General features: G+C 55.6%; 9 protein-coding genes. 1 reads left to right on the top strand and 8 read right to left on the bottom strand.

Features of this window, described 5'->3' with window-relative positions; all coding sequences use genetic code 11:
- Positions 1–37 precede the first annotated feature (37 nt).
- The 7 genes from Q9R35_RS14010 to glcD form a co-directional block, all read right to left on the bottom strand.
- Positions 38–1,579 (bottom strand): aldehyde dehydrogenase, encoded by a 1,542-nt coding sequence (locus tag Q9R35_RS14010; protein ID WP_042487677.1) that lies wholly within the window; start codon positions 1,577–1,579, stop codon positions 38–40.
- A gap of 197 nt (positions 1,580–1,776) precedes the next feature.
- A complete protein-coding gene (locus tag Q9R35_RS14005) occupies positions 1,777–2,724 on the bottom strand; it encodes an AraC family transcriptional regulator (protein ID WP_052363012.1) in 948 nt (315 codons plus the stop codon).
- A gap of 126 nt (positions 2,725–2,850) precedes the next feature.
- Positions 2,851–4,317 carry an APC family permease gene (locus Q9R35_RS14000; RefSeq protein ID WP_311220010.1) on the bottom strand — a complete coding sequence of 489 codons (1,467 nt, stop codon included), beginning with the start codon at positions 4,315–4,317 and terminating at the stop codon, positions 2,851–2,853.
- Between the two features lie 205 nt (positions 4,318–4,522).
- Positions 4,523–5,833 carry a hypothetical protein gene (locus Q9R35_RS13995; protein WP_197313691.1) on the bottom strand — a complete coding sequence of 437 codons (1,311 nt, stop codon included), beginning with the start codon at positions 5,831–5,833 and terminating at the stop codon, positions 4,523–4,525.
- A gap of 304 nt (positions 5,834–6,137) precedes the next feature.
- Positions 6,138–7,361: a glycolate oxidase subunit GlcF gene (gene glcF / locus Q9R35_RS13990; protein WP_197313690.1), complete on the bottom strand. Its 1,224-nt coding sequence runs from the start codon at positions 7,359–7,361 to the stop codon at positions 6,138–6,140.
- Positions 7,346–8,431: a glycolate oxidase subunit GlcE gene (gene glcE, locus Q9R35_RS13985; protein ID WP_042487689.1), complete on the bottom strand. Its 1,086-nt coding sequence runs from the start codon at positions 8,429–8,431 to the stop codon at positions 7,346–7,348. Before glcE ends, glcF begins: the two co-directional genes overlap by 16 nt.
- Positions 8,431–9,930, bottom strand: coding sequence for a glycolate oxidase subunit GlcD (gene glcD, locus Q9R35_RS13980; RefSeq protein ID WP_063689801.1), 1,500 nt, complete (start codon positions 9,928–9,930; stop codon positions 8,431–8,433). Before glcD ends, glcE begins: the two co-directional genes overlap by 1 nt.
- A gap of 195 nt (positions 9,931–10,125) precedes the next feature.
- Here glcD and glcC point away from each other — a divergent pair, with 195 nt between their 5' ends.
- Positions 10,126–10,890, top strand: a complete 765-nt coding sequence (gene glcC / locus Q9R35_RS13975) for a transcriptional regulator GlcC (protein ID WP_080723826.1) — start codon at positions 10,126–10,128, stop codon at positions 10,888–10,890.
- Positions 10,891–10,899: 9 nt separating this feature from the next.
- Here the strand turns inward: glcC and Q9R35_RS13970 are convergent, their stop codons facing one another.
- Positions 10,900–12,480 (bottom strand): NAD(P)/FAD-dependent oxidoreductase, encoded by a 1,581-nt coding sequence (locus Q9R35_RS13970; RefSeq protein WP_081251408.1) that lies wholly within the window; start codon positions 12,478–12,480, stop codon positions 10,900–10,902.
- Between the last annotated feature and the right edge of the window lie 122 nt (positions 12,481–12,602).

The raw sequence follows: 12,602 nt of genomic DNA, 5'->3' as shown, positions 1-12,602 counted from the left end.
GAGTAAAAATAGATGTGGTGCGTGCACGGCTGTGCCATCAAGGCAAATCCGTTGTGTCCGTCTGCAGATAGTGGTGAACGGAACTCTTCAGACGGGTATGTGCCAAAACCGCCTCCTCGCTCAGGTCATGCCCCATGCCCGAGCTCTTCCAGCCACCAAATGGCAAGCTGACATCAAGCGTATTGTGGGTATTCACCCAGACAGAGCCGGCCTGAAGCTTGCGCGTCATATAGCGCACCCGGTCCAGATCCCGACTCCAGATGCTGGCACCCAATCCAAACTCGGAGTCATTAGCCAAGCTCACCGCCTGGGCATCATTCTCAAACGAGGCAGCCACCAGAACAGGGCCAAATATTTCTTCACGCACGACCCGCATCTGCGGGCTCACCCCAGCAAGCACCGTCGGCCGTACATAAGCCCCAGGATGATCCAGGCCTTGCCCGCCCGTGCGCAACGAGGCTCCTTCTCGAATCCCTTCTTGCACGTAAGCGAGCACACGCTGACTGTGAGCGCGATTGACCAAGGGGCCCATCGCACTTTGCGAATCCAGTGGAGCTCCCAACGTGATGGACTCGGCAATCGCACTAATACCGTCAACAACCTCATCAAAGACACGGGCATGAGCATACAGGCGTGATCCCGCACAACAGTTCTGACCATGATTGGCAAAGATGGCCCAAGCGGCCTGAGGAATAGCACGCGACAGATCGGCATCCTGGGCAATAATGACGGGCGATTTACCGCCTAACTCCAGGCTGAAACGTTTGAAAGCCCCTGCCGCATCCAGCGCAATCTGCCTGCCAACCTCGGTAGAACCGGTAAAACTCACCATGTCCACATCCGGGTCCCGCACTAACGCAACCCCCACCTCAGGCTCACTGCCTGTCACCACATTAAGTACCCCTTCAGGCAGGCCTGCCTCCAGCGCCAGCTGTGCCAGGTACAAAGCAGTCAGCGGAGTTTGGGGTGCCGGCTTCAAAACGATAGTGCAGCCCGCCGCCAGTGCCGGTGCAATTTTCCAGATCGCAATCCCCAGAGCAACATTCCAGGGGACAATGGCAGCCACCACTCCTACAGCTTCTCGAAACGTGAAACCATCCAGCTCGCCGTCAGGCACATAGGGAACCGACAAAGGGGTCGTTCGCCCCGATAGTTTGGTCGCCCAACCCGCCATATAACGCAACACATGAGCCGAGTAATGCACGTCAACATGCAAGGTGTTCTGCAACAAGCGCCCGCTACACACTGTCTCGATTTCCGACAAGGGGCGAGCATGTTGCTCCAGCAAATCAGCCAGGCGCAGCAAACAGGCCTCACGCTGATGGGGGCGATACCTTGACCAAGCTCCCCCTAAAGCCTTTTTGGCTGCCGATACGGCATCTGCCACATCCAGCATCCGAGCCTGTCCGGCATGGGCGAAAACCTGCCCGGTGCTTGGGTCTTGCAACGCATACGTCGACGCAGCCCTGACCTGCTTTCCACCGATATGAAAGCCATGTGACGAGTCCAGAAAAGAGCGCGTGCTCTGCCCGAGCGATCCATAATCATTGTCCAGACGCAATTCAATCTCCACAGACATGCCGCCCCTGCGGTCTGCACGATCAGGCCGCTTGGCAACATTCAAAACAAAGTTGATTCAATCTTCAGTGCACAGCTCATGGACTTCGACCAGGAGTCTGCTAGCCACTCCAGCGTAGCAATCCAGCTCCGGCGGCAATAGGCACCAATGCGCAGCCACTATCCCTTAAGTGCAGCAAAAAAAGAGCCGTGTCGCCGTCAGCGAGGTTTGAGGACTTCGGAGGGGCTTTGACCGAATCGCGCCCTGAAATCACGTGCAAACTTTCCCAGATGGAAAAAGCCATAACGTGTCGCGATGTCCGTGACGTTCTCCCCTGTTTCCCGAGCATCCAGCAAGGCGGATCGGGCTGCCTCCAGCCGCATGCGCTTTAACTGTGCGCCAGGTGTGGTCTGCCGGAAATTGCGAAATCCGGCATGCAAGGTGCGACGGCTGACGCCCACCGCCTGCACCAGATCGTCAACACAGATGGAGGCCGTTAAATGAGCATGCATATATTCTTCTGCTCGTTTGATGAAAAACGGAGCCGGACTCGTTGTTGCCGAGCAAGCGGGTTGCGCTAATTTGCGTGGCAAGGCACGAACGGCATTAACGACTATTTTTTCAATGGTCTGCCGAAATGCGGGCAAGCCCAGCAAAGAAGCGCCACTGGTCGTGTCCTCGCAAATCGCCTGCAAGATTCCTGACAAGGCCCGTGCCTGACCGTCGGCATTGATACGAGCTATTTCAAAAAAGGCACGCTGCCCCCCTGGACTTAGCCCATCTTCCTCATCCAGGGAATCAATCAGTGCCGCATTCAGCTGCAAGGTCAGGTGGGTGTAGTCTGCCGACATTGAGGAAACAAATGTCTCTCCGGGATGCACGACATACAACATACCTGGCCGAACCTCAAAATGAGCACCCGCCTGACGGTACTGGGCCATGCCACTTAACGGAATCTTGAACAAGTAGTGATCGCTCAGTTCCTGGGCCTCAAGGCTGACAACACCAGCGGGTACGCCATACTCGATGAAATGCAAGGAGAGTCCCTGCAGCAGCAAGCGATTATGCGTAAAACACACGGCTTGCCGCGTATCCAGTTCTAACCGATGCGGGGCGAGAATTGCGCTCAAGTGTTCACGCGCCTGATCCGCAAACCGTGTATTCATCGCCGGAAACCCCTCCAGCCTCAACGCAGGGTTCACACACCCTGCCTGGCTTCGGGCCTGACGTTGAGCTGTTGTCTCGTATCTCATCTCGCCTCCGCTTGAATCAAGAATTCCTGCACCGGCCAATCAGGCGGCTGCGGGTACCAGTACCTCCTCCTCAACTCGGGTGGAGCCCACTTTGAGGTAGACCGATGGCCGATTGCGTTTCAGCCAACTGCCATGCAGATAGCCCGCAATGACCACCACCAGGAACAGAAATGGCAGGTTATTGACCAGAACAGAGTCCGTACCTGTCAGTGCCGAATAATTAGCCAGTGACAAGCAGGTCGCAATGGCCAGGAGCAGGCCCGCTAGCAAAGGGGCGCCTGTCTTGGCCAAAGAATATTCACCACGTCGGATGAAAAAGACGCAGATAGAAAAAGATGTAGTCGTGAGCAAACACATCAAGCCCACGGCCCCCATGGATGAAAGACTTGTCGCCAGATTGAGCAAAGGGTCCAGGCCGGCCAAGGCAAAAGCGCCAATCACCACAATAAAAATACAGGTCAAGAAGATACACGCCACATACGGCGAACCATGTTGCGGATGAACCTTGCCTAGCACAGCCGGAATCAAACCGTCGCGCGCCACCGCAAACAAGTAGCGGGCAATATTGTTGGCAAAGCCCAGGGCAGCGGCAAACAGGCTGGTCACCACCAACAGATTCAATGCATGACGGCCTAACTCGCCCAAATATTGTTCACCCATGCCGGTGAGCAAACGTCCCGGGTCTGCGGCGGCCACTGCCTGCAGTTTCTCGGGAGTCACGCTCAACACCAGGCACCAGGAAGAAAAGACATAAAACGTCCCCAACACCAAAATGGCACCGTAGGTTGCCCGTGGAATCGTCACCAGGCTATTTCTGGCCTCTTCTCGATAAATAGCGGTTGCCTCAAAGCCAACCACGCCATTGATGGCATAGATAATGGAGATACCAAAACCAGGCGCCAGCACGGCAGCAGGCGTAAAGCTGCTGAAATCCAGGCCAGTAAATCCGACGTGGTACAAAATCAGCACATCCAGCACCAGAATGAAGGCCACCTCCAGAATCAACAACACCGCCAGCACTTTGGCCGCCATCGTAATTTTTCGATAGCTTAGGTAGGCAATCAAGGCAACACTGATCGCGGCCCACATTTCCCAGCGTGTAGTGACGCCGAAAACCTCTTGCACAAAATCAGTGGAAAAAAAGGCCATCGCCCCCAAGGTGGAGGTAGATGCGCAGATATAGGCAATGATGGCCACATAGGCGGCTGCCACCCCCACCTGTTTGTTCAGGCTGGTCGCAATATAGGCGTAAAAGGCCCCCACATTTCGTACATGGGGAATCATGCGCACATAGCCCACCGCAAAGATCAGCATCACCAGGCAAATCAGCAGCATGGTGCCAGGTGTGCCCGCACCATTGCCAAACGCAAAAGCCAGTGGAACCAGCCCGCCCAACACCCCAAAAGGGGCAGCACAGGCCAGAATCATGAAAATAATGTCAGCAGTGCCCAATTGACCAGGAATCAAACCCGGCTTGGACACTGATCGCGCATCAATGTGGCTCATTGTTGTCTCCGTTTTCGTATTATGTGATTTATGCGCCATGTGCAATTAATGCTAATTTGTCGCTCTGAAAGCAGGTATTGCCGTTCTTCCCCGAAAATTTGCAATTCCGGCCAAATAAGCCGAAATGCATAAAAAATCAGGTACCGAACAAGCTGATGTGCCAAGACAGCTCAACGCAAGCAAACACATGGATTTCAAAGCAGGATCAGAAACTGGCGCTGAGGACCAGTTGCGTATAGATATTGGTTGAGGCATTTCTGTTCTGGCTGCCGCCATTGGCCTCATACTGGCGTGGCTTGTATAAGCCCACCAAAGGGGTAATGGTGATGTGGTCCGTCACCGCCCAGTCCAGATACAGATCGACGGCATTGGCATCACTGTTGAGCACATCTCGATTGGCAACGGTTCTGTAGTTATAGAAAATCGCGCCCACAGTCAGATTGTCATAAGGTCGGGCTCGCAAGGAGATGGCATGTACCGCCAGATTGCTGGCAAATGCACCTGGGACATAGTTTCCTGCTACCTCTCCATGCGTCCAGCCATCATCCAAGTACCCACCCGTAAAGAAGGGATCCCAGCGCTTTGAGTAATGGCTGTAGCGGTAACTGATTTCCGGACTCCAGGCCATATCGGCAAAGGTGTAGCCAGCTTGAACAGACCACGCCGTTTCATGGCCAGACTGCTTGTCCTGACGAGCCAAATCGAAGCCGAATTTGGCATTTTCTATACCCGCGCTTCCCTCTCCGAACAGGCCGTAAATGTTCATATTCTTGCGCTCCAATGCCATGGCATCGGCGTACTGCTTATCTACATCCAGACCCCGGATATAACTGAAGCCTACGGTCCCTTCAGCAGCGGTGTACTCGACCGTCCCAACCGCCATTTCCGTCTTGGCCATTGCCGGGTTGTCGGACTTGATCCACATGGCACTACCATGCAGCCCCTCCTTGCCGCCCAAACGTAAAACAGCGGTCTTGGCAAAAGAATGACGAGGGCCCAGATAGTAAGCACCACCTCGATCAAACTCCCTGCCCATGCCTCTGCCTGGATTGGCTGCATCGTCATAGACCAGAAACCCTCGGCCAACCTTGATGCTCTGCCGACCAAAGGAAATATCAATGCCATCCTGGCCCAAGAAGGGAAACAAGCTCCCCGAGCGCCACCCCACATAGGCATCCTCAAAACTGGTGCGCCTCTCTTTTCCTATCGAATAACCGCCAGGGTCGCCGTCGCCCCAAGTGCCAGAGCTGATCAAGGCCAGGCTACCGTACACAGAGCCAGCACCAATGCGGTCCGTTTCACCACTTAAACCATATTTGGCAAACCCTTCCTGCCATCCAAAACGGCCTGGACGACCTATATAGTTATGCTTGCTGTTCAAGACACCAAAGACAACGGTCAGATCAGCATTGAGCTCAGTACCCTCTTCACGATAGAGCTCGTAGGCTTGAGACTGAGGAATAGAGACGCATAAGATGCCCGCAGCGAGCAAGGATGCGCGAATGATTGAGTGCATGGAGCAACTCCTTTCTTTCTTATAGGAACTACAGCCTGAAATCATCCTGTGGGATGCCGATGTATGCAGAACCTGTGCTAAGCGCCAGAACCTTGGCATGCAGCAACAAATTCAAGCCCTATCAGGCTAAATAGCCCCCTCCTGTCCCGCTATCCCATTCACGCAGATGGCAGCCCTTTCCTGCACTTATTCACCAAACTGGCGAAAACCGCCCTTCCGCCCGTCGCTCGCGGCCTGGACGAAATAAAAAAAGCCCGCTTTTTTAAGCGGGCTTTCAATTCACTGCAGAAGTACAGCTATACGTTCAGGTAGACAAAAACTCATCCACCAACTCAATCCAATGCTTGACCGCAGTCCGACCCGCTCCATTCAAATGATTCCCGCAGGCCATATTGGCCGTGACAATCAGGTCAGGCTTGCTGCTTTCCAGCGCATCCATCTTGCGATCCCGCAGACGTCCTGCGATCTCCGGCTGAGTCAATGAATAGGTGCCCGCCGAACCGCAGCACAAATGGCTATCCGGCACGGCGCCCAGGTCAAAACCCAGGCGAGTCAGCACGGCCTCAACCCTCCCTCCCAGTTTTTGCGCATGCTGCAAAGTACACGGACAATGAAAAGCCAGACGTGGGCGGGTTTGCGTGTTCAGGCATTCCTCCAAAGGCTGCTCCTCCAGCACTTCGACCAGATCCTTGGCCAGTTCACTGACACGGCGAGCGCGCTCGGCATAGGCCGGATCATTTCTGAACAAGTCCACGTACTCTTTCACGAAGGCCCCGCAGCCGCTGGAGGTCTGCACAATCGCTACCGCCCCTTGTTCGATCTGCGGCCACCAAGCGTCGATATTGCGACGCGCCTGCTCCAGGCCTTGCTCTTGCGCACCCAAGTGAAAGGACGAGGCACCACAGCAGCCCGCCTGAGCGATGGGCGTCACGCTAATGCCCAAGCGATCCAGCACTCGCGCCGTCGCAGCGTTAATGGAAGGCGCCATGGCTGGTTGAACACAGCCTTCCAGCATCAGGACACGTTTAGCATGTCGCTGCGCAGGTCGCGTCAAATCCGCATTCTGCTTGGGCGGGATTTTTTCCTGTAAAGAAGATGGCAGCAGGGGGCGCATGGATCGCGCGACCCCCAGCAAGGCACCGACTCGACCAGGCTCTGGCAGAATTTGCGTCAATGCAACTCGCATGGCGCGGTCTTTCAAAGGACGCTTTACTTTGGGTTCCAAAGCGGCCCGACCTATATCCAGCAAGTTGTGATATTTCACCCCCGAAGGACAGGTCGTTTCACAGTTACGGCAGCTCAGGCAGCGATCCAGGTGATGCTGGGTCAATTCCGAGGTAGCCTTGCCTTCCAGGAACATCTTGATCAGGTAAATACGGCCACGGGGACCGTCCAGCTCATTGCCCTGGTCCAGATAGGTGGGACAGGTGGCATTACAGAACCCGCAATGCACACAGGAGCGCAAAATGGCCTGGGCTTGCTCGGCTTGCGGCAGTTGCTGAGCCCATGGTGTCAGTTGTGTTTGCATGTGGACTCCGCCGAAGGAAAGAGACGACCTGGATTAAAAATGGCAGCAGGGTCCAGCTGTTGCTTCAAGCGCTGATGCCATATCAACAAGGACTCGGGCAAGACATCCTGCCCGGCGCCTGATCCGGACCAGCAACGGGCATGCCCTTTCAAGGCTTGAGCTTGCGCATGAATCTGCTCGGCAGGCGCATCGGATTTCAGCCACAGCTGTGTCCCACCCCAATCCACCAGAATCTGGCCGGGCCATGTTTGTACGGGAGCATCCACTGGCAAGGCGATTCGCCACAAGGTGCCGGGCTGCTTGAAAAACTCCAGGCGCTGCTCGCACAAATCATCCCAATAGGACAAGTCCAAAGCTTCTCCGCCAATTTGCTCCTGAGCCAATTGCACTGAGCTGTCGCCACCTTCCAGACGCAAATGCAAACGCCCGTCCTGCCACGCTGCGCCCGTAATGGGGCGGCTTTGATCACGCCAGCTACGCAACAGACCCGCAATTTCCTGCTGATCCACCTCCAGAACCAGACTGGCGCGACTACGAGGACGAGGCAAGACTTTGAAAGACACCTCGGTAATTACACCCAGGGAACCCTGTGCACCGACCATCAGTCGCGACACGTCATAACCGGCGACGTTCTTCATGACCTGGCCACCAAAGCGCATATGCGTACCCATGCCACTGATCAAACGGCAGCCCAGCACATAGTCTCGTAATGAGCCTACCCAAGGCCGACGCGGTCCCGACAAACCACAGGCGGTGGCTCCACCAACCGTGGCTTGGCCATCAAACAAAGGAGGCTCAAAAGGCAGGCATTGGCCTTGTTCGTTCAAGACCGTTTCCAGAGCTTGCAAGGACGTCCCGGCACGCACCGTGACCACCAGCTCCGCCGGGTCGTAATCGACCACACCTTCATGGCCGGCCAAGCTCAACTCTTGCCCTTGCACGGCTTTGCCTAGAAAGGATTTGGTATTGCCACCCTGCAAACGCAAAGGGGTTTTCGTGGCCAGGGCTTGCTGAACCTGCTCCAGCAACTCAGCGCTGCGATCCTGACTCTTATGTTCTACGGTACTCATCAGAAGCGCTCCAACTCTGGGAAAGGCAATTGCCCGTGATGGATGTGCATGCCACCCATTTCTGCACAGCGGTGCAGAGTAGGAATGTTCTTGCCGGGATTCAGCATGGTTTTGGGATCAAAGGCAGCTTTGATCGCATGGAAAAACTGCAGCTCGTCTTCGTTGAACTGCACGCACATCTGATTGATTTTTTCTCGGCCTACACCGTGCTCGCCGGTAATTGTGCCGCCTACTTCCACACACAATTCCAGAATCTTGCCACCCAAGGCTTCGGCACGCTCCAGCTCGCCGGGCTCATTGGCATCGAACAGAATCAGAGGATGCATATTGCCATCGCCCGCATGAAACACGTTGGCGACGCGTAAGCCATATTCTTCGGAAAGCTCGGCGGTTTTCTTCAGGACATACGCCAGCTGACGACGCGGAATGGTGCCATCCATGCAGTAATAGTCAGGAGAAATCCGTCCCACCGCGGGGAAGGCATTTTTACGACCGGCCCAGAAGCGCTGCCGTTCCTGCTCGTCCCGAGCAACCCGCACTTCTTGCGCACCCGCCTTGAACAGCACCTGCTCGACACGGGCCACATCATCCTGCACATCCTCCAAAGCACCATCAATCTCGCAGAGCAAGATCGCTTGTGCATCCACAGGATAGCCAGCGTGAATAAAGTCCTCGGCCGCACGAATGGACATTTGATCCATCATTTCCAGCCCTGCCGGCACAATGCCTTGGGCAATAATCTGTGCCACGGCATCCGCTGCTTTTTCCACTTCGTCAAAGCTGGCCAGCAACACCACCGTACAAGGAGGGCGTGCCAGCAACTTGACGGTAATTTCTGTGACTACACCCAGCATCCCTTCGGAACCCGTAAACAGGGCCATCAGATCAAAGCCGGGGGTATCCAGGGCCTCGGAGCCCAGGATCAATCGTTCGCCTGTGACGGTAATGACTTCCAGGCGCAAGATATTGTGTACGGTCAGACCATATTTCAGGCAGTGCACGCCGCCCGCGTTTTCCGCTACGTTGCCACCAATCGAACAGGCAATCTGCGAAGACGGGTCCGGTGCGTAGTACAGCCCAAAGGGTTGAGCCGCCTGAGAGATCGCGATGTTACGCACGCCTGGTTGAACCCGAGCAATCCCGGCTACGGGGTCCAGATCCAGAATCTGGTTCAGGCGCGCCATCACCAGCAAAATGCCCTGCTCCAATGGCATAGCGCCGCCTGACAAACCGGTACCCGCACCACGGGCGACTACCGGCACGCCAACTTCGTGGGCCAAACGCATCACGGCCTGTACCTGCTCCACATTACGGGGCAACACCACCAGCAAGGGTTTGGCGCGATAAACACTCAGTCCATCGCACTCGTAAGGGTGCAACTGCTCATCTGTGTGCAGTACATCCAGGCCGGGAATATCATCACGCAAACGGCTAAGCAGCTGCATCTTGTCCACGCGGGGCAGCACACCGTCCAGTTTTTCGTCGTAGCGCAAGCTCATGACGCCTCCTGTCTTTTAAAGTCTCCTGAAACGGATGGTCTTTGATGCAGGCGGGCTTGTCCAGCCGCCAGACTACTGGTCCGACCAGTTTTTACCCTAAGAGCATATCAGGGTTTATCTTTATACTTATAAATCAGACAGATAGATAATCAGCTTGTTATCATTTCCACAAACATACAACTGGTCTGACCACAGATGAAAATGCAGGAACCCAAGCGTTTGGAAGTCACCGCCGAGCTGGTCGCCCAACGCATCGAAACTTTTATCATGGATGGCGTCCTGAAACCGGGACAAGTCCTGCCCTCCGAGCGGCAACTGACGCAAAGGCTGGCCGTGTCCCGCTCTGCGCTGCGGGAAGGACTGCAAATCCTGCGCGTGCGCGGCTTGATTGAAACCCGACATGGCAAAGGTTCCTTCGTTGCCAACCTGATTGATGCCGCCGTCAGCAAGCCGCTGGAGCACCTGCTGCAAGCGCAGGGACGCACACTGTATGACTTGCTCGAAGTGCGTGAACTGCTTGAAAGCGAGGCTGCCCAGTTAGCCGCGTCCAGAGGGACCGAAGCCGATCACATCATGATAAGACGGCGCTTTCAGGAGCTGGAACATCTGCAGATGCAGGATGCGGCTCCTGAGCAGGTTGCTCGGGCCGACCATGCTTTTCATGCCGCTATCTGTGAGGCCTCGCATAACCCGGTTTTGGTGCACATGATCAGCCTGTTCAACGACTTGATGCTGTCTACGGTGCGTGTGTCCGTACAGCACCTGTACCCCGATCATGACTCCAAACGCAGGCTGGACAGGCAACATGCCCGTTTATGCAATGCCGTCACACAAGGCCAGGCTGACTTGGCCCGACGCGCAGCCAAAGAACATATTGATGGGATACGACGACAGCTTCAGGAACTGGAGGCCAAACAGCTGCGTCTGGAGCACGCTCGGCAGCGTCTGAATGGCCTCTAGTTCCTTTATTTACTTCACCAGCAGATTGGCCAGCATATAGCCCGATCCGGCTCCCGTCCCTGCACCAGGCCAGGTCGAAGCGCCGCACAAATACAGATCCTTGATCGGCGTCTTGTATTTGGAGTAACCGGCAACTGGGCGGAAGAAGAAGTTCTGATCCAAGTGGTGGCTGCCCGAGAGGTTGTCACCACCAATCAAGTTCGCATTGAACTGCTCCAGATCCTGGGGCGACATGATGTGGCGGGCTAAAATCTTGCTACGCAAACCGGGCGCATAGCTTTCAAGCAGATCCAGAACGCGCTCTGCATACGCGTCTTTAAGCTGCGACCAATCGCCAGCAGCAATCTGACCAGAAGCGTCGCCCTTAATCTGGGCAGGCAATACGCGCACTTGAATCCACAGGGTGTGTTTGCCCTCTGGGGCACGGGAAGGATCCAGAGCCGTACCTTGCCCAACCACCAGCACAGGCTCGACAGGCAACAAGCCTGCGGCGGCTTCGGCGTAAACACGGCTCATCATGGCCATATCGGGTGCCAGATGCACGTAGGAGAAACGCTGCAGCTCGGCACCGGCTTTCCAGTCGGGTAGCCCGTCCAGCGCCAAATGAATCATCATAGTGCCCAAACCGGGGCGGAAGGCATCGACTTTCTTCTGATAATCCTTGGGAACGGCAGCGGACTGCACCAGACGACCAAAGACTAGCTGAGGATTCAGATTCGCGATCACCGCCTTGCGTGCTTTCAGGCGACGACCATCAACCAGGACAACACCACTGGCGCGACCATTCTCTTGTTCAATTGTCTGCACGGGGGCATTCAACAGCAGCTCACCGCCCAGCTCCTGCAGCAAGCTCGTCATGGCACGGATAATCGTGTCAGCACCGCCCTGCCCGATCACCATACCAAAGGCTTGATTGGCCATGGACTCCAGATAAGGGAATAAAGCACCACCGGCTGTGTCTGGTGTGAAATCCACATGCAGCCCCCAGGCTGCCATCATGGCTTTCAATGAGTCGCTCTCAAAATGGCGGTCCAGAAAGTCACGAGGCGTCGCCAGCAGCAATTGCATCAGCTCTGCAACGCCATCCTTGCCCAGCTCACGCCAGCTCTTCCAGGCGCTTTTCATCAGGCCCCAGGAAGGCATGGGGCTACCGAGCACAGCAAACAGGTGAGGAGCCTTGCTCTGGAAATCATCCAGCATGGCCTGCCAAGCCTGAGCGTCCTTTTCAGAAACAGCGCGTATCCGCTTCAAGGTCGTTTCCAGATCCGTGCTGACACCCAAATAGCTGTGATCCCGAAACACACTGGCAAAGCAATGTTCTGCAGGGACGAAAGCCAAACCGTGACGGCCTAGAGCCTCTTTATGACGCTGGAAAAACGCAGAGCCCGCAAAGGAGGACAGATTCATGGCGCACACATCATGCCTGAAGCCTGGCAGGGTCAATTCCTGAGTGCTGACTGCACCACCTGCGGAGCTTTTTGCTTCCACAACCTGAACTTTCCAGCCTTTGCTGGCCAGCTCCACGGCTGCTGCCAAGCCATTGTGCCCTGCCCCAACCACAATCGCATCTACTACTGTCTCTGCACCCACGGGCAACTCCTTTAGCTCTAAAGTATTTATCCGTATTCTACGGCGCAAAGGAGAAACTGAGTAGGAATTTCAGAGGAGATCAGGCTTGTATGCCATCAGGGCGTGCCGCTGGCCTATGCGTT

This window comes from Alcaligenes sp. AB3, assembly GCF_031844565.1.
GTDB lineage: Bacteria > Pseudomonadota > Gammaproteobacteria > Burkholderiales > Burkholderiaceae_B > Alcaligenes > Alcaligenes faecalis.
This window is presented reverse-complemented; position numbering and strand designations above follow the sequence as displayed.